Raw genomic sequence first — 16,032 nt, 5'->3', positions numbered from 1 at the left:
ACGCAACATTAAGCATCGCCGCCAGTTCGCGCTCGGTGCAACGCGTCCTTCACCGCGGCAGCGTTAGCGTCGGGCAAAACAAACAGGGATCGTGTCAAACAATGACCGTGCTTGTCACAGGCGGCGCCGGCTATATCGGCAGCCACATGGTGCTCGCGTTGGCTGAGGCCGGCGAAAGCGTCGTGGTGATCGACAATCTCTCGACCGGCTTTTCCGGCTTCGTGCCGGACAGCGTGCCGCTGTTCATCGGCGATGCCGGTGATGAAAATCTCGTGGATGGCGTCATCAGCCAGCACGGGGTCGACAGCATCATCCATTTCGCCGGCTCCGTCGTGGTGCCGGAATCGGTGCGCGACCCGCTGCTGTATTACCGCAACAACACCATGACCACGCGCAGCCTCTTGAATGCGGCGGTCAAGCGCGGCGTCAGCCGATTCGTCTTCTCCTCGACCGCCGCCGTCTACGGCGATCCGGACGAGGTTCCGGTGCCCGAGACCGCGCCGACGCGCCCGACCTCGCCCTACGGCACCTCGAAGCTGATGGCCGAGATCATGCTGCACGACGCGGCTGCGGCACATGAGCTGAACTACGTCGTGCTGCGCTACTTCAACGTCGCCGGCGCCGATCCGCAGGGCCGCATCGGGCTCGCCACCGTCGGCGCCACGCATCTGATGAAGATCGCGATGGAGGTCGCGACCGGCCAGCGCGCCAAGATCGACGTGTTCGGGACCGATTATCCGACGCCCGACGGCACCTGCGTCCGCGATTTCATCCATGTCTGCGATCTCGCCCAGGTGCACCGCTCCGCGCTGGCCTATTTGCGCACCGGCGGCGCCTCGGTCACGCTGAATTGTGGGTATGGCCGCGGCTATTCCGTGCTCGAGACCATCGAGGCCGTCAGGCGCGTCTCCGGCCGCGCCATTCCGGTCCAATATGCGCCGCGCCGGCCCGGCGACATCGTGAGCATGGTCGCCGATACCAGCCGTCTGAAGGCGCTGCTCGACTGGACGCCGGCCTATGACGATCTGGAAACGATCGCGGCCCACGCGCTGGCCTGGGAGGAGAAACTGTTCCTGGAACGCCACAGCGGCGCGCTGCAGCGGGCCTCGGCCTAGAATCAACGACTTAGCCGGTCCTCGGGGGGCTTGAAAAAGCCGCCCCGAGCGGGCAAGCACTCCTGGTCGCCCGGCGATTTGCCCCGGCGGCCAGGGACCAGAATGGCCGAATTTCCGAAGAAGATCACCGACGATCCCTATGGCGCCGCGATCCTGGTCCGGCGCCTGGTCATGGAACAGGGCCTCGTCTACTGGCGCCGCTATCTCACTGCCTTCGCGCTGATGGCGGTGGCGGCCGGAGCCAGCGCCGCGGCGACCTACGTTCTCGGCCAGGTCATCAACAAGGCCTATGTCGAGAAGAGCATCCCGGGCATCGTCGTGCTGTCCGGCGTCACCGTGCTGCTGCTGTTCGTCAAGGGCGTGACCACCTACGGCTACGCCGTCATCCTGTCCAAGATCTCCAACGCCATCCTCGCCAACAATCAGCGGCAGCTGTTCGCCAAGCTGATGAACGAGAGCGTCGGCTTTTTCTCCGAGCGCCATTCGTCGGAGTTCCTGGCGCGGCTCACCGCCGGGGCCAAGTCGATCACCGACATCCTCAACATGCTGATCAACGCCATCGGACGCGATCTCGTGACCCTGATCGCCATGATCGGCGTGATGGTCCTGCAGGATCCCTGGATGTCGCTGCTCGGCCTGCTCGTGGTCCCGCCGGCGATGCTGGTGCTGCGCAAGCTGGTCAAGCGCATCAAGGGCCTCGCCTACAACCAGTTCACCGGCACCGCCGACATCCTCGAGACGATGCAGGAATCGCTGCAGGGCATCCGCACCGTCAAGGCGTTCACGCTCGAAGACACGATGCGCGCGCGCATCGACGAGAACATCGCCGTCGTCGAGCGCAACGCCAACAAGATGGCGCGGGTGTCGAACCGCTCCAATCCGCTGATGGAGATGCTCGGCGGCTTCGCCGTCGCCGGCTGTTTGATGTATGCCGGCTATTCCGTGGTCGCGCTCGACGCCACGCCGGGCCAGTTCTTCTCGTTCATGATCGCCTTCCTGATGGCGACCGAGCCGGCGAAGCGGCTGGCGCGGCTCAACATCGATCTCAACAGCCAGCTGGTCGGCGCCCGCATGCTGCTCGAGGTGGTCGACAGCCCGGCCAGCGAGCAGCCGGATGACGACAAGCCGGCGCTGAAGCTCTCCCAGGCCAAGATCGAGCTGCGCGACGTCTCCTTCGCCTATCGCGACAACGAGCCGGTGCTCAACCGCATGAGCTTCACAGCCGAGCCCGGCAAGGTCACCGCATTGGTCGGCCCGTCCGGCGGCGGCAAGTCGACGGTGCTGGCGCTGCTGCTGCGGTTCTACGAGGCGACCGCGGGCGACATCCTGATCGACGGCCAATCGATCTCTAAGGTGTCGCGCCGCTCCCTGCGCGAGCAGGCCGCCTATGTCGGCCAGGACGTCTATCTGTTCCGCGACAGCATCCGCGCCAACATCGCCTTCGGCAGGCCGGGCGCGACCGAGGCCGAGATCATCGACGCCGCGAAGGCCGCCTGCGCCCACGACTTCATCATGAGCTTCCCGCTCGGCTACGACACGCCGGTGGGCGAGCACGGCACCCAGCTCTCCGGCGGCCAGCGCCAGCGCATCGCGGTCGCGCGCGCGCTGATCCGCAACGCCCCCATCATCCTGCTCGACGAGGCCACCGCGGCGCTGGATTCCGAGTCGGAGCGCCAGGTGCAGGAGGCGATCGAGCATCTCTGCCAGAACCGCACCACCATCGTCATCGCACATCGCCTGCACACGATCATGAACGCCGACGCCATCCTGGTGGTCGAGGCCGGCGAGATCGTCGAGCGCGGCCGGCATGACGATCTGTTGCGCCGTGGCGGCCGCTATGCTTCGTTCTTCCGCCTGCAACAGCGCGACATGGGGCCCGTCGTCATTCCCCTGGCCGCCACGTCCTGATCGTCCGTCCCACCGCACCGAGATCCTTTCATGAGCGCCTCCACCGTCATCCCGGCCTTGCCGCAGCCGTCCCTCCCCGTCGTCGGCGAGGCCGGCGTCTTTCCGGTCCGCCGCATCTGGTGTGTCGGCCGCAACTATCTCGAGCACATCCGCGAGATGGGCAATGACGAGCGCGATCCGCCGTTCTTCTTCGCAAAGCATGCCGACATGCTGGAGCCGGACGGCGCCGTGATCCCCTACCCGCCGCTGACCCAGGACATGCATCACGAAGTCGAGCTGGTGGTGGCGCTCAAGAGCGGCGGCCTCAACATTCCGACCGACAAGGCGCTTGACCACGTCTACGGCTACGCCGTCGGCATCGACCTCACCCGCCGCGACCTGCAGCTCGCCTCCCGCAAGATGCAGCGCCCCTGGGAGGTCGGCAAGTCGTTCGACCATTCCGCGCCCTGCTCCGCTGTGGTGCCCGCGGCCAAGATCGGCCACCCGTCGAAGGGCAAGATCTGGCTGTCGGTCAACGGCACCGAGCGGCAGACCGGCGACCTCTCCGAGCTGATCTGGAACGTGCCCGAGATCATCTGGAAGCTGTCCCAGCAGGTCGAACTCGCCGCCGGCGACATCATCATGACCGGCACCCCCGCCGGCGTCGCGGCGATCGTCGCCGGCGACAAGATCGAATGCGGCGTCGACGGCGTCGGCACGCTGAAGGTGTCGATCGGGCCGGCGGCGAAGTAACGGGGCGCCGACGCTTCTCGCACTTCGATCTACAAAAAAGGCCGCGCCCAGCGCGGCCTTTTTCATTGGTCGTCATGCTTTCATGGGTCGTCCTGCACAAGGCCACGCACAAAATCCGCCGCACAGGCAGTCGACTCCCCTCCCCCTTGCGGGGAGGGGGCGGGGGTGGCGGTCCACGAGTCCCGCTCTCTCGATGAACCAAGAAGAACTCGCGCAGCGTCCTCACTCTCACATCGACGTTCCAGCGCGGTTCGATCGAACCGGCTTCCTCGCGCATCCGAAGCACCACCATTCGGGACACGGCGACGCGCTTTCAACTCAGGTCAGCGCCCGGGGACCCCCACCCCCAACCCCTCCCCGCAAGGGGGAGGGGAGCTCACCGCCCGCGCGGCGCGCCGCGTCCGCCGTCGTTGCGAGCGCAGCGAAGCGCTCCAGGGCGTCACGAGGACTCTGGATGGCTTCCACCTACGCCCTTCGGCGCAAACGTCGCCGCGCTCGCCATCACGCAAGCGGCATCATCTGATCCACAATCTCAAACAGCATCGGGCTGATCCAGGGAACGAGCATCCACGCTCTCGCGACGCATTGCGCGCCCGAGCTATGCTCCAATTCCCGCCCTCTCCAGATGGAGGGCGCAGGGAAGGCCGGGCGCTGGCCGCGCCCGTGGCCCGCCTGCGAAAAAAATGCAGGCGGCAGGTACCACAGGTCTGGCCGAACACACCCGGCCCTCCCCGCGCGATGGTTTTAACAGGCTATAGCGCGCTCTTCCTGGTGCACCGGGCTTTCTGGCCACCATCCCCAGCGCGACGCCGTTAGGCGTCGTCGCCAAGTTGATACTAGCGTCGGAGTATCAGAACCACACGCCTTCACCGTCCGCGAGCCGACGTTCGTCCGTGCCAACAGCACTGCGCCCGCCCGCGTCCACCGCATCCCGCTGCCAACGTCCGTGACGACCGCGAACCGTCCCCTACCGTGCAACGGGATGGACGGGACAGTAATGCTGATTTGGGGACGCGGCCAAGAGATTTATGTTTTTCAGAACATATTGACAGGAACTGGCGAGGGAGAGGTGATTTGGGCGACGGGCAAAAATCTTCACCAAAATGCGAGTGGTCATTCGTCCCCGAGCGAAGACGGCGGATTACGCTCCGCTAATCCGCCCTACTCTACCCCTACCTCACCGAAACGCCGACACCACGATCGCACCCACGATCACCACCGTCAGCGTGTACTTCGCCGTGTAGTACACCGTCCTGTTCCACGCCTTCACCTTGCGTGTGGCCAAATGAAACTCATACAGCTTGCCGAACACCTTGTTCAGCACGCCGACATGCTCGCCCTCGACGTTCTGCGTGGCCGAGGCTTTGACGATGTGGTGGCTGACCCAGCGGTTGATTGAGGTCATGAAACCGAGCTTCATCGGGCGCTCGACGTCGCAGAACAGGATGATGCGGTTGACGTCGGTCGCGTTCTCGGCGCTGTGGAGGAAGGTCTCGTCGAACATGAAGGCCTCGCCGTCGCGCCAGACGCAGGGCACGCCGTCGACCAGGATGCGGCACTTGTCGGAGTTCGGCGTCACCAGCCCCAGGTGATAGCGCAGCGAGCCGGCGAAGGGGTCGCGGTGGGCGCCGAGCTTGCCGCCGGGCGGCAGCATCGCGAACATCGCGCCGTGCACGGTCGGGATCGCGTTCAGAAGCTCCACCGTCTTCGGGCACAGCGTGCGCGCCGAGGGCAGGAAGTCGTCGTACCATTTCAGATAGAAGCGCTTCCAGCCGCTCTTGAAGAACGAGTAGAAGCCCCAATCATTGTTCGCGGCGGCGGCGCGGATGAAGCCCTCGTCGAACAGGCGCACCGCCTCCTCGCGGATCTCCTGCCAATTGTCGGTCAGCGTCTTCAGCTCCGGAAACTGCTCGACCGGGATGACCGGCGTGTTCGGCACGGCCGAGCCGGCATACATCAGCACGTTATAGGGGGCGAGATAGGTCGAGTGATCCCCGAGCTGGCGCGCGAAGCGCAGCCGCTCCTTGCCGCGGTAGTGAACGTAGATCGTTGCGCCGATCAGGATGTAGAGGCCAACGAGCTGGGGTGCAAAAAGCTGTCTCAGCATCTCCGGGTCCCATAACCGGCCGCTCAGAGCGTGTTGCGCAGAACCATATCGCCTTCTGGGCGAGATCGAAGATGGTGCTCTGATGCCAGCCGCAAGGGCCTCAATCTAGCCGCAAGTGCGGCCGACCGCATCCCTGCGCGCAGGGGTTGTGAGCACAACCGGAGTTGAAGTTCTCAGGGCGTGACCCGGCTGCAACAGTGCCGCCCGGGGATGGGCGATCGCGCTAGCCTCGGGCCATCTCCTGCAGCCCCTTGAAGGTCAGCCGCTTGGGATCCCTGACGCCAGACTGGTACATGCGCCTGATGAAAGCGGCCGCGGCATCGCGATCGCAGCCGGTCAGGATGACGACGGCATCCACCGCGGTCTTCTGGGCTTCCATGGGACTGGTCCTCCCTAAGCATGCGAACCCGGCACGCCAAGGGTTCACGATGTCGCTTAACACCGCGTTAACCGTGCGCAGGGGCCGCCAGTTCCATGCCTCGATTCCAGCCCGCGCCAAATACGCGAAACCGCGCATGCCGGGCTTCGCGGGTCGAACCGTCCTCGAGCGACGTGGTCAGACCAGGAAGAAATCCTCGGGCGTCTCGATCCGGCCATCGCCGGCGTGGGCGGCGAGCCTCTGGCGCGGGCGGATCGGCGGCGTGATGACGCGGCGCTCGAGCTCGTTCGTGCTTCCCAGGTGATCGACGAACCTGACGGCGAAGCCGTCGGGAAAATGCCGGACGACGCGGCCAACGCAGCCGCCGACGGCGAGCGGCGTTCCGATCTCCGGCTGGACTGCCGCCGACACCGCCGCCCCCGACATCGAGGCGTCGATCACGAAGCACGGAATGCAGCGGCCGTCCGCCAGCGTCAGCGCGGAATGCGGCGAGTCCGGCACGAAGCGCGCCTCGCGCCGGGCGTCGCGGACCGTCGGATCCTTCTGCTTCTTCTCCAGCCAGACGAGCTTCTCGGCGAGCCTGGCGCGCTCCGCGCGCGTCATCTCGAGCTCGAGCAGGAAGCCGCCATGGACGGTGTCGCTGATCTCGCCTTCGAACGTCCCGAACTCGCGGAAATACGACGTCAGCCGATCGCCGACCTTGCCGACGACGGGCACGTCCAGCAGCGCACGAAACGGCGATACGCGTGTCGTCCGACAGGCGAAGGATCGCAGCCGCCCCTGCGGATCATACCAGTTCGGAAGTGTGTAGGACCCCGCCGTCTGAATCCTGACGGCGCGCTGCCTCAGGAATCGGGCAACTGACATTGCACGCCTCCCCTTGAACCAACCAACATCCCCCGGCCGGCCATCGCCCTGCTCCCAAGGCAGCGCGGCACGCGAATTGCAATTTCTGCGTGCATTTTTGGGCGTATTATATCGCGTAGATAGATACCAGCCGTCATGCGCGGACCGTGCGCGCAAAACGCTAAGGAACTCTGAATAGTTTGAATGGAAATCCCGCCCAACGGAATCGTATGGCCAACCCGTTTCCGCTTCCTGAAAATGCGAGGCCGTCCGAATACGGGGACTGCCCCCGGCCCGACCTCTCCGCGGCTGCGCTAGCGAACCCCCGGCGCGCCGTCCCGACGGCATCACGCCGGTCAGAACTCATCGTGTCGGCGGGATGCGCCGCAACCGGCGGTCGGCTTGGGTTGCTAGTCGGACTACTTCCCCGCGCAAGCGCGCTGCGCACAAACAGCTAACACATTCGCGTCGTTACGCTATCGCCTCGCTAACAACCTGTTCACCACTTGTGCAATCGTTCCGCCCGGCAGCCTTTGCAGCGGGCTGTGTGCAATATCGCTTATACCATTGCTGCTTAGTCGTAAGTGAGGGGAACGGCTGTCAGTCGGCTCGCGCGTTCGTCCCGGCGTATGAGTAAGCAGAGTAGTCACGCGTATGATGACCGCACGCATCGTGGTGTTAACCATCGCTCTCGGCGCGGGCGGCGTTGCGGCCTATCTCGTCAGCAACTCCGAGGGCCAGCCGCAGGCGCCGGTGGCGCCCGTCGTGCAGCTGCCGACCGTCGACGTGCTGGTGGCCAAGGGCGACATCGGGCTGGGGCAGCCGATCAAGCCCGGCGATCTGGTGTGGCAGACCTGGCCGGAAGCCGCGAGCAACATCTTCATTCGCCGCGGTGATCGGCCGGAGGCTGCAAGCCAGCTCGTCGGCAGCATCGCGCGCGCGCCGTTCGTGATCGGCGAGCCCATCCGCGAGCAGAAGCTGGTCAAGTCCGACGGCTCGGGCTTCATGGCGGCGATCCTGCCGGCCGGGATGCGCGCGATCTCCACCGAGATCTCGCCGGAGACCGGCGCCGGCGGCTTCATCCTGCCGAACGACCGCGTCGACGTCATTCTGTCGAAGCGCGACAAGAACCCGGACAGGCCGGGCGCCGCCGACTTCGTCAGCTCGGAAATCATTCTCTCCAATGTTCGCGTGCTGGCGATCGACCAGGCGCCAAAGGAGAAGGAAGGCCAGAACAACGTCGTCGGCAAGACCGTGACGCTGGAGCTCAAGCCCGAGCAGGCCGAGACGCTGGCACGTGCGCGGCAGTCCGGCTCGCTGGCGCTGGCGCTGCGCAGCATCGCCGACGTCAACGCAGGCGAGACCAACAAGACCGAGACGCAGATGGCGCGGCGGGGCAGCGCCATCGAGATCATTCGCTATGGGATCACGAGCTCGCTCACGGCGCAGAAGTGATCGAAAGGACGGGGAAGATGATGGGTGGGCATCAACGCGCGAAGATCGGGACGTGGCTCGTCCGCGCGCTATCCATGTCGGCAGCCGCAGCTCTGGTGCTCAATCCGGCGCTCGCGCCGGTGAAGGCCGCCGAGGACAGGCTGGACACGCCGGTCGTTTCCGTCGGCTCGTCCAAGGTTCGCTACCTCTCGCTCGGCATCGGCAAATCGGTCGTCGTCGACTTCCCGCAGGAGGTCAAGGACGTGCTGGTCGCCGATCCCAAGATCGCCAACGCCGTCGTGCGCTCGGCGCGGCGCGCCTACATCATCGGCGCGGCCGTCGGCCAGACCAACGTCGTGTTCTTCGATGGCGAGGGCCAGCAGGTCGCAGCCTATGACATCGCGATCAAGCGCGATCTCAACGGCGTGCGCCAGGCGCTGAGCCAGAGCATTCCGGGCGTCAAGATCGACGGCGTCGGCGACGGCGTGCTCCTGACCGGCTCGGTGTCGAGCCCGGTCGAGGCGCAGCAGGCCGGCGAGATCGCGGCGCGGCTGGTCGGCGGCACCGAGAAGGTCGTCAACTCGATCGTCGTGCGCGGCCGCGACCAGGTGATGCTGAAGGTCAACGTGTCGGAGGTCCGCCGCGAGATCGTCAAGCAGCTCGGCATCGATCTCAGCGCCAGCATGACCTACGGCACGGCGGTCGTGAACTTCAACAACAGCAACCCGTTCACCGCCTATGGCAAGTCGCTGGTGTCGGGCAACGGCATGAACGTCACCGGCGGCGGGCTGTCGTCGGTCTCGGCGACGATGCGCGCGATGGAAACCGCGGGTGTCGTCAAGACCCTCGCCGAGCCGAACCTGACCGCGATCTCAGGCGAATCCGCGACCTTCATCGCCGGTGGCGAATTCCCCATTCCCGGCGGCTATGCCTGCGACCCCACCACCCATGTCTGCACCACCCAGGTCACCTACAAAAAATTCGGCATCTCGCTGAACTTCACGCCGGTGGTGCTGAGCGAAGGCCGCATCAGCCTGCGCGTCATGACCGAGGTCTCCGAGCTCTCCAACGACAACGCGATCACGGTGTCGCAGGCGCTGTCGTCGAGCACGACCAACTCGATCACCATTCCCGCCATCCGCACCCGTCGCGCCGAGACCACGCTGGAGATTCCGTCCGGCGGCTCGATGGCGATGGCCGGGCTCATTCAGAACCAGACCAAGCAGGCGGTCAACGGACTGCCTGGATTGAACCAGCTGCCGATCCTCGGCCAGCTGTTCCGCAGCCAGGACTATGTCAACGACGAGAGCGAGCTGATGGTGATGGTGACGCCCTATGTCGTGCGCGCGGTGGCGCAGAAGGAGCTGTCGCGGCCGGATGACGGCTTTGCACCGGCGACGGACGCGGAATCGGCGCTGCTCGGCCGCATGAACCGGCTCTACGGCATCGCCGCGCGGGTCGATGCGGCGACCGGCCAGCCGGCCGGCTTCGGCTTCATCATCGACTGAGACGGCGAGATCACGGGGACGGGGGAAACGGACATGTCGGGATCTTCTGCAGCTAAAAACGGGCGCGCTTGGCGCCGGCTCGGCGTACTCACCGGCCTCGCGCTGACGCTCGGCGCCTGCAACTACACGACGGGCGAAGTCGTCGCGACGATCCCGGATGACTACAAGGTCCGCCATCCGATCGCGATCGAGGAAGGCCGGCAGTCGACGGTCATCTTCGTCGGCAACGGCCGCGGCGGCCTGACCTATCAGCAGCGCGCCGACGTCGTAGGCCTCGCCCGCTCGTGGCTGCGCGAAGGCACCGGCGGGATCGTGGCGGAGGTGCCGGCAGGCACGCCGAATGCCCGCGCCGCAGCCGACGCCTATCGCGAGATCCGCGCCACGCTGACCGCCGGCGGCGTTCCCTCTCACGCGATCACGATGCGCAACACCATGCCCGATGATCCGCGGCAGCTCGCGGTGATCCGGCTGAGCTATCCGAAGATCGCCGCGGTCGCCGGCCCCTGCGGCCTGTGGCCGGATGATCTCGGGCCGAACATCAACAATCCCGGCTACAGCAACAATCTGCACTACCAGAATTTCGGCTGTGCCACGCAGCGCAATCTGGCTGCGATGATCGACAATCCGGCGGATCTCGAGCAGCCGCGCTCGGAGATGGCCGCCTACACGCCGCGCCGCTCCGCTTTGTTCGAGAAGTACCGCAAGGGCGAGTCGACCGCCGTGGCCTATCCGGAATCCGACAAGGCCAAGCTCAGCGAAACAGGCAAATGATCAACGCGTCCCGTCAGAGCCAGGATGAGCAGCCCGGGCCGAGCGGCCCGGCTCTCGACGATCACATCGCGCCGGTGCCGCGCATCTCGGTGCAGGCGTTCTGCGAAACCGACCAGACCTCGGCGGCGATCCTGGCGGCCAGCCAGGACCGCCGGCTCGGCAAGGCGCACATCACCATCAAGGCGGGCGGCATGCCGCGCGCCATCGAGACCTATCATTCGCAGCCGACGCCCAACGTGATCGTGCTGGAGACCAAGCCCGGCGGCGACATTGTCGGCGGGCTCGACGATCTCGCCAGCGTCTGCGATCCCGGCACCCGCGTGGTGCTGATCGGCAGCATGAGCGACGGCGTCGCCTATCGCGAGCTCGTCCGGCGCGGCGTCAACGACTACGTGGTCGGCCCGGTCGAGACCATCGACATCATCCGCTCGATCTGCAGCCTGTTCTCGGCGTCGGAGGCCGTCATCACCGGCCGCATCATCGCCGTGGTCGGCGCCAAGGGCGGCGTCGGCGCCTCGACCGTCGCGCACAACATCGCATGGAGCATGGCGCGCGACCTGACGCTAGATTCCGTCGTCATCGACCTCGACATGGCGTTCGGCACCGCCGGCCTCGACTACAACCAGGATCCGCTGCAGGGCATCGCCAACGCGGTGTTCCAGCCTGACAGGCCCGACACCGCGCTGATGGAGCGCCTGCTCGCCAAATGCACCGAGCATCTGAACCTGCTCGCCGCGCCCGCCACCCTGGAGCGCGTCTATGATTTCGGCGCCGATGCGTTCGATGCGATCTTCGATACCCTGCGCATGACCCAGCAGTGCATCGTGCTCGACGTGCCGCACCAATGGTCGGCCTGGACGCGGCACGCGCTGATCAATGCCGACGACATCCTGGTGGTCGCCGAGCCCGATTTGGCCAACCTGCGCAACGCCAAGAACCTGCTGAGCGTGCTGAAATCCTCGCGGCCCAACGACCGGCCGCCGCTGTATTGCCTGAACCAGGTCGGCATGCCGAAGCGGCCCGAGATCGATCTGAAGCGCTTCGCCAAGACCGTCGAGGCCGAGCCGGTCGCGATCATTCCGTTCGACTGCAAGCTGTTCGGCACCGCCGCCAACAACGGCCAGATGATCGCCGAAGTCGCGGCGCTCAATCGCACGCCGAAACTGTTTCTCGACATCGCGAACCGGATGACCGGCCGGATCGATCCGAAGCCGCAGCGCAGCTCGCTGCTGGCGCCGATCGCCAGACTCCTCGGCGCGAAGTAATGTTCAATCGTCGGTGCGGCTGAGCGCCCGCGCCAGCGCCTTGTCCGGCTCGCCTGCCACAGGGCGGTCGCGGCGCGGCGACAGCTCGCGCTGCGCGATCTTCCGGCGCTCGAGAATGCGCTTCACATAGGCGACATTGGCGCTGGCCTGCTCCGGCGGCAGCCCCGTCCGCGCGATGCTCTCCGCTTCGCTCGCGCGGCCCTGGAGGCCGACGATCACGGCGAGATTGGTCCTGACCCGCGGGCTCGCATCCGGCTGCGCGGCCGCCTTGCGCAGCTGCTCCTCGGCCTTCGGCAGCTCGCTGGAGAGCGCATAGGACAGACCGAGATTGGACAGCACCGAAGGATCATCAGGCGCGATCTTCAGCGCGGTGGCGTAGTACTGCCGCGCCTCCTCGTTGCGGCCGAGCTGATCGAGCGTGGCCCCCTGCGCGGAGAGAATGCGCCAGTCGGGATCCTCGGGCGAATGCGCCCGGCTCAGCACGTCGAATGCCTGCTGGAAATTGCCGTTGTCGGCCAAGGCCCGGCCGTAGCCCGCGAGCAGCACCTTGTTACCTGGACTTGCGATGGTCGCCTGCTCCAGCACGGCGACAGCCTGCGAGCGCTGTCCGGTGGCACGCAGCGCGCTGCCATAGCGGAGCGCGATTTCGGGATCGTTCGGCGTGGCGCGAAAACGCTCGCGCAGCTCGGCGAGTTCGGCGCGCGGATCGCTGGTCGCCGGCCGGCTCTTCTCGGCATTGCCGCCCAGCGCCCCCGTGACCTCCTGGAGATCGGTGGTCTGGCAGGCACCGAGGCCGAGCAGCACGACCGCAAACGACAGCGCGAACGCCGCCGGCCGCAACAAAGATGGAGAGCAGGATGGCCGGGTACGCATGCAACTGAACTATCTCGGGACCAGATGCCCGAGAGGCTGGCAGATTAACCCTAAGGTCCCGTTAAGCAGGCGCGACCGGCGCGCGCCTCAATCGATGAATTCGGCGCCGAACTCGCAGCCGATGCGCCAGGCCAGCCGGCATTTGCGCTGATGGTCAGGCGCGAAAACGATCGTGAATTGCGGGGGAATCTCGACGAATTCGGCGATCACCTTGACGCCGCCGGCGGAAATATCCGTGACCGTGCAGTCACGTGGCAGGCTGCCATTGCCGTAGTGAATCTTCGCGATCCTCTTGCACAGCCGACGTTCGCTTTTGCGACGGTTCGCCAACATCAACATCTCACCCACTTAATCGTCCATCCGGAGACCTCGCTTGTAGCGAGGAAACATTGGGATCTGGCTAGCGCGAGGTCCGGGAATCCGGCAGCACGATTTGCATTTCGTTTACCTTCTTCGCCCGCTCAGCGGACCGGCAGCATGAAACCGTCGAAATAGGCCACAAGCCTGCCGACGTCGTCGAGTGGCATGACGTCGGCGACATACTGGTCGGGACGCACGACGACCATACACCCGGCGGCACGATCGATGCCGCGCAGCGCAAAGATGTCCTGGCCGCTCCTGAGATCGGGACAGAACATCTTCTCGTAGTCGATCAGCCCGTAGCGCCCCTTCTTCGGCAGCAACAGCTCCGGCATGGTCTCGAGGGCGAGTTCGCGATGTGCCTGCTGGAACACGGCGCGCAGGTCGATCACGGCATCGATGTCGGCCCCCTCGGGCGTGTAGCGCCGCAGCGGTGAGGCCGCCTGCTCGCCGAGGAATTTGCACAAGCGGCGGATGGCGGACTCCGGCGCGGCCGGGTTCTCAGCGCCTGCGAATGCGAAAATGCGGAAACGGCCGTCAGCCTGAACGACGTGCCCGAGATGCACCGGTTTGGCGTCGCCGAGGCGAATGACGGGCGCCGAGTGGAAGCGCTTGCCGATCACGAAACCCGGTGCGAGCTGTTGAAACGTCGCATCGCCGGTCAGCAGCGAGGGCCGATAGTGCGTCGCGGTGCCCGCGGTGTAGCGGCCGTGGCGGACGAAATAGTCCTGGGTCTTTGCTGCGTCGGCGCCGCCCTGCTTGGCGGCAGACGCCAGGATCGCGGCCCATTCGCGATCGAAATCGATCAGCTCCTGCGCGATCGCCTGGCGCTCGGCCGAGTAGCTGTGCAACAGCTGCGGCCCGCACCGCTCGCCCAGCACGGCGGCCAACTTCCAGCCGAGATTGAACGTGTCCTGCATCGACACGTTCATGCCCTGCCCTGCCTTCGGGCTGTGGGTATGGCAGGCGTCACCGGCGATGAAGACGCGCGGCAGCCGTGTTGCGACCTCGGCCTCCGGCACGTCGTCGAACTTGTCGGTGATGCGCTGGCCGATCTCATAGACCGACCACCAGGCGACCTCCTTCACGTCGAGCGTATGAGGCGCAAGAATTCGCTGCGCCTTTTCGATCAGCGTCTCGACCGTGATGTTGCGGCCGGCGACACGTTCGCCGACGTCCAGCTTGGCGAGCTCGACATAAAGCCTGACGAGATAGCCGCCCTCGCGCGGGATCACCAGCAGGCTGCCGTCCTTGGCCGACTGGATCAGCGACTTGAAGCGGATGTCGGGAAAATCGGTCACCGCGAGCACGTCCATCACACCCCAGGCGTGATTGGCGGAATCGCCATGCAGCTCGCGGCCGATCGCCTTGCGCACGGTGCTGCGCGCACCGTCGCAGCCAACGACGTAGCGCGCGCGGATGGTCTCGACCTGGCCTTCATGATCAGAATCGATGCGGTCGAAGGTCGCTGTCACCGCGCGCTCGTCAGCGCCTGCGGCCGGATCGACCTGGAGATCGCGCAGCCGGCGCGCATAATGCGGCTCGAGCCTGCCCGCCGAGCGGCGCATGACGTCGAGAAAGAAGTCGTGCACCCGCGCCTGGTTGAGCACCACATGCGGCATCTCCGACAGGCCGTCCTCGACATCCTGCACCCGGCCGCTGCGCGCGATGTGCGCACTGTTCGCATCGTCCGGCTTCCAGAACGTGGTCTCGTTGATCCAGCACGCCTCCTTCAGCACCCGCTCGGCGAAGCCATAGGCCTGGAACATCTCCATGGTGCGGCAGGCGATGCCGTCGGCCTGGCCGAGCAGCAGCCGGCCCGGCTTCTGCTCGACGATGCAGGTCCTGATGCCGGGGAAAGCCGACAGCTGCGCCGCGAGATTGAGACCCGCCGGCCCGCAGCCGACGATCAGCACATCCACCTCGGCCGGCAACGGACCGGAAGCGCCCTGGCTCGCCACGCGCTCGGCCGCATCGAAGATCTCGGGATCACCCGGCTGGAATCCATTCAGATGAAACTGCACGTGACCACCCTCTCTCGCTCTTCCCTATTGATCAGTATGCTGATCATCAGTATGCTTGTCAAGCAGAGGCAGGAGATTCGATTTGACCGAAATGCGGGAGATGCCGGGGCACTTGGCGCGCCGGTTTCAGCAGATCGCGGTGGCGGTGTTCCTGGCGGAGGTGGAGGCGGCCGGCTTCGACCTGACGCCGGTGCAATATGCGGCCCTGGCGGCAATTGCGGCCAACCCGGCGATCGACCAGATCACTTTGGCCGGCCTGATCGCCTATGACCGCACCACCATCACCGGGGTGATCGACCGTCTCGCGCAGAAAGGCCTCGTCGTGCGCCAGGCGAGCGCGCGCGACCGCCGCTCACGTGAACTGCTGATCACGGAGGACGGCCAGCAAACTTTGGCGGCGGTCACGCCAGCCGTCGAAGCCGCGCAGCGGCTGATGGTGCGCGGCCTCAGCGAGGCCGAGGCAACCCAGCTGACCCGCCTGCTGCAGAAGGCCATCGCCGCCGCCAACGACCTCAGCCGCGCGCCGCTGCGGGAGGGGACGCCGGAGCGGTGATCATTGCGGCATCGAGCAATGCGGACAGTTGCACCAAGCAGCGAGGCGCTCACACCGTCACTGCGGCCATCCTTCAAGACGCCCGCCTCCGGCGGGCTCCTCAGGATGAGGATCGACTTTGTAGCGAGATTTTCTGGCGAGACGGCCCCCCCCCCGC

14 protein-coding genes are annotated in these 16,032 nt (G+C 66.0%); 8 read left to right on the top strand and 6 right to left on the bottom strand.

From position 1 onward, the window contains the following. Nucleotides 1-101 precede the first annotated feature (101 nt). The 3 genes from galE (at nucleotide 102) to S58_RS12160 (ending at nucleotide 3,755) form a co-directional block, all read left to right on the top strand. Nucleotides 102-1,115, top strand: coding sequence for a UDP-glucose 4-epimerase GalE (gene galE / locus S58_RS12170; protein ID WP_015665612.1), 1,014 nt, complete (start codon nucleotides 102-104; stop codon nucleotides 1,113-1,115). Between the two features lie 102 nt (nucleotides 1,116-1,217). Then, nucleotides 1,218-3,023, top strand: a complete 1,806-nt coding sequence (locus tag S58_RS12165) for an ABC transporter ATP-binding protein (RefSeq protein ID WP_015665611.1) — start codon at nucleotides 1,218-1,220, stop codon at nucleotides 3,021-3,023. A 30-nt stretch (nucleotides 3,024-3,053) separates the two neighbouring features. Then, nucleotides 3,054-3,755 carry a fumarylacetoacetate hydrolase family protein gene (locus tag S58_RS12160; RefSeq protein WP_015665610.1) on the top strand — a complete coding sequence of 234 codons (702 nt, stop codon included), beginning with the start codon at nucleotides 3,054-3,056 and terminating at the stop codon, nucleotides 3,753-3,755. A 1,177-nt stretch (nucleotides 3,756-4,932) separates the two neighbouring features. Here the strand turns inward: S58_RS12160 and S58_RS12155 are convergent. From S58_RS12155 to S58_RS12150, 3 genes are all read right to left on the bottom strand, one after another. Next, the gene (locus S58_RS12155; RefSeq protein WP_015665609.1) at nucleotides 4,933-5,862 is read right to left on the bottom strand and encodes an aspartyl/asparaginyl beta-hydroxylase domain-containing protein; all 930 of its coding nucleotides are present in this window, start codon (nucleotides 5,860-5,862) and stop codon (nucleotides 4,933-4,935) included. Nucleotides 5,863-6,085: 223 nt separating this feature from the next. Continuing rightward, a complete protein-coding gene (locus S58_RS38400; RefSeq protein ID WP_015665608.1) occupies nucleotides 6,086-6,241 on the bottom strand; it encodes a hypothetical protein in 156 nt (51 codons plus the stop codon). 177 nt (nucleotides 6,242-6,418) lie between these two features. Continuing rightward, entirely contained in the window at nucleotides 6,419-7,108 is a 690-nt protein-coding gene (locus S58_RS12150; RefSeq protein ID WP_015665607.1) for a PilZ domain-containing protein, read from the bottom strand. Nucleotides 7,109-7,741: 633 nt separating this feature from the next. On the opposite strand from S58_RS12150, the gene cpaB reads away from it, so the two are divergent. The 4 genes from cpaB to S58_RS12130 are packed head-to-tail and all read left to right on the top strand — an operon-like array spanning nucleotide 7,742 to nucleotide 12,065. Continuing rightward, on the top strand, nucleotides 7,742-8,542 hold the full coding sequence (gene cpaB / locus S58_RS12145) for a Flp pilus assembly protein CpaB (RefSeq protein ID WP_015665606.1): 801 nt from the start codon (nucleotides 7,742-7,744) through the stop codon (nucleotides 8,540-8,542). A 17-nt stretch (nucleotides 8,543-8,559) separates the two neighbouring features. Next, nucleotides 8,560-10,029 (top strand): type II and III secretion system protein family protein, encoded by a 1,470-nt coding sequence (locus tag S58_RS12140; protein WP_015665605.1) that lies wholly within the window; start codon nucleotides 8,560-8,562, stop codon nucleotides 10,027-10,029. 33 nt (nucleotides 10,030-10,062) lie between these two features. Beyond that, on the top strand, nucleotides 10,063-10,800 hold the full coding sequence (locus S58_RS12135; protein ID WP_015665604.1) for a CpaD family pilus assembly protein: 738 nt from the start codon (nucleotides 10,063-10,065) through the stop codon (nucleotides 10,798-10,800). Continuing rightward, a complete protein-coding gene (locus S58_RS12130; RefSeq protein WP_015665603.1) occupies nucleotides 10,797-12,065 on the top strand; it encodes an AAA family ATPase in 1,269 nt (422 codons plus the stop codon). Before S58_RS12135 ends, S58_RS12130 begins: the two co-directional genes overlap by 4 nt. Before the next feature lie 3 nt (nucleotides 12,066-12,068). Here S58_RS12130 and S58_RS12125 read toward each other — a convergent pair whose 3' ends face one another. The 3 genes from S58_RS12125 to S58_RS12115 all read right to left on the bottom strand — a co-directional run bounded on the left by S58_RS12125 (nucleotide 12,069) and on the right by S58_RS12115 (nucleotide 15,322). Continuing rightward, nucleotides 12,069-12,938 (bottom strand): tetratricopeptide repeat protein, encoded by an 870-nt coding sequence (locus tag S58_RS12125; protein ID WP_042339296.1) that lies wholly within the window; start codon nucleotides 12,936-12,938, stop codon nucleotides 12,069-12,071. A gap of 87 nt (nucleotides 12,939-13,025) precedes the next feature. Further along, nucleotides 13,026-13,271, bottom strand: coding sequence for a PilZ domain-containing protein (locus S58_RS12120; protein ID WP_015665601.1), 246 nt, complete (start codon nucleotides 13,269-13,271; stop codon nucleotides 13,026-13,028). A 128-nt stretch (nucleotides 13,272-13,399) separates the two neighbouring features. After that, nucleotides 13,400-15,322: an FAD-binding monooxygenase gene (locus tag S58_RS12115; RefSeq protein ID WP_015665600.1), complete on the bottom strand. Its 1,923-nt coding sequence runs from the start codon at nucleotides 15,320-15,322 to the stop codon at nucleotides 13,400-13,402. 100 nt (nucleotides 15,323-15,422) lie between these two features. On the opposite strand from S58_RS12115, the gene S58_RS12110 reads away from it, so the two are divergent. Further along, entirely contained in the window at nucleotides 15,423-15,875 is a 453-nt protein-coding gene (locus S58_RS12110) for a MarR family winged helix-turn-helix transcriptional regulator (protein WP_042340710.1), read from the top strand. The last annotated feature ends 157 nt before the right edge of the window (nucleotides 15,876-16,032 follow it).

The organism is Bradyrhizobium oligotrophicum S58, assembly GCF_000344805.1.
Taxonomy (GTDB): Bacteria; Pseudomonadota; Alphaproteobacteria; order Rhizobiales; family Xanthobacteraceae; genus Bradyrhizobium; species Bradyrhizobium oligotrophicum.
Note: the sequence above shows the minus strand (reverse complement) of the source record. Positions and strands in the feature narration are given on the sequence as shown.

What these genes read in the sequence shown, in the direction of transcription:
- galE (WP_015665612.1), top strand. Translation starts at nt 102, where the DNA reads ATGACCGTGCTTGTCACAGGCGGCGCCGGCTATATCGGCAGCCACATG.
- S58_RS38400 (WP_015665608.1), bottom strand. Translation starts at nt 6,241, where the DNA reads ATGGAAGCCCAGAAGACCGCGGTGGATGCCGTCGTCATCCTGACCGGC.
- S58_RS12165 (WP_015665611.1), top strand. Translation starts at nt 1,218, where the DNA reads ATGGCCGAATTTCCGAAGAAGATCACCGACGATCCCTATGGCGCCGCG.
- S58_RS12155 (WP_015665609.1), bottom strand. Translation starts at nt 5,862, where the DNA reads ATGCTGAGACAGCTTTTTGCACCCCAGCTCGTTGGCCTCTACATCCTG.
- S58_RS12160 (WP_015665610.1), top strand. Translation starts at nt 3,054, where the DNA reads ATGAGCGCCTCCACCGTCATCCCGGCCTTGCCGCAGCCGTCCCTCCCC.
- S58_RS12110 (WP_042340710.1), top strand. Translation starts at nt 15,423, where the DNA reads ATGCCGGGGCACTTGGCGCGCCGGTTTCAGCAGATCGCGGTGGCGGTG.
- S58_RS12150 (WP_015665607.1), bottom strand. Translation starts at nt 7,108, where the DNA reads ATGTCAGTTGCCCGATTCCTGAGGCAGCGCGCCGTCAGGATTCAGACG.
- S58_RS12135 (WP_015665604.1), top strand. Translation starts at nt 10,063, where the DNA reads ATGTCGGGATCTTCTGCAGCTAAAAACGGGCGCGCTTGGCGCCGGCTC.
- S58_RS12140 (WP_015665605.1), top strand. Translation starts at nt 8,560, where the DNA reads ATGATGGGTGGGCATCAACGCGCGAAGATCGGGACGTGGCTCGTCCGC.
- S58_RS12125 (WP_042339296.1), bottom strand. Translation starts at nt 12,938, where the DNA reads ATGCGTACCCGGCCATCCTGCTCTCCATCTTTGTTGCGGCCGGCGGCG.
- cpaB (WP_015665606.1), top strand. Translation starts at nt 7,742, where the DNA reads ATGATGACCGCACGCATCGTGGTGTTAACCATCGCTCTCGGCGCGGGC.
- S58_RS12130 (WP_015665603.1), top strand. Translation starts at nt 10,797, where the DNA reads ATGATCAACGCGTCCCGTCAGAGCCAGGATGAGCAGCCCGGGCCGAGC.
- S58_RS12120 (WP_015665601.1), bottom strand. Translation starts at nt 13,271, where the DNA reads ATGTTGGCGAACCGTCGCAAAAGCGAACGTCGGCTGTGCAAGAGGATC.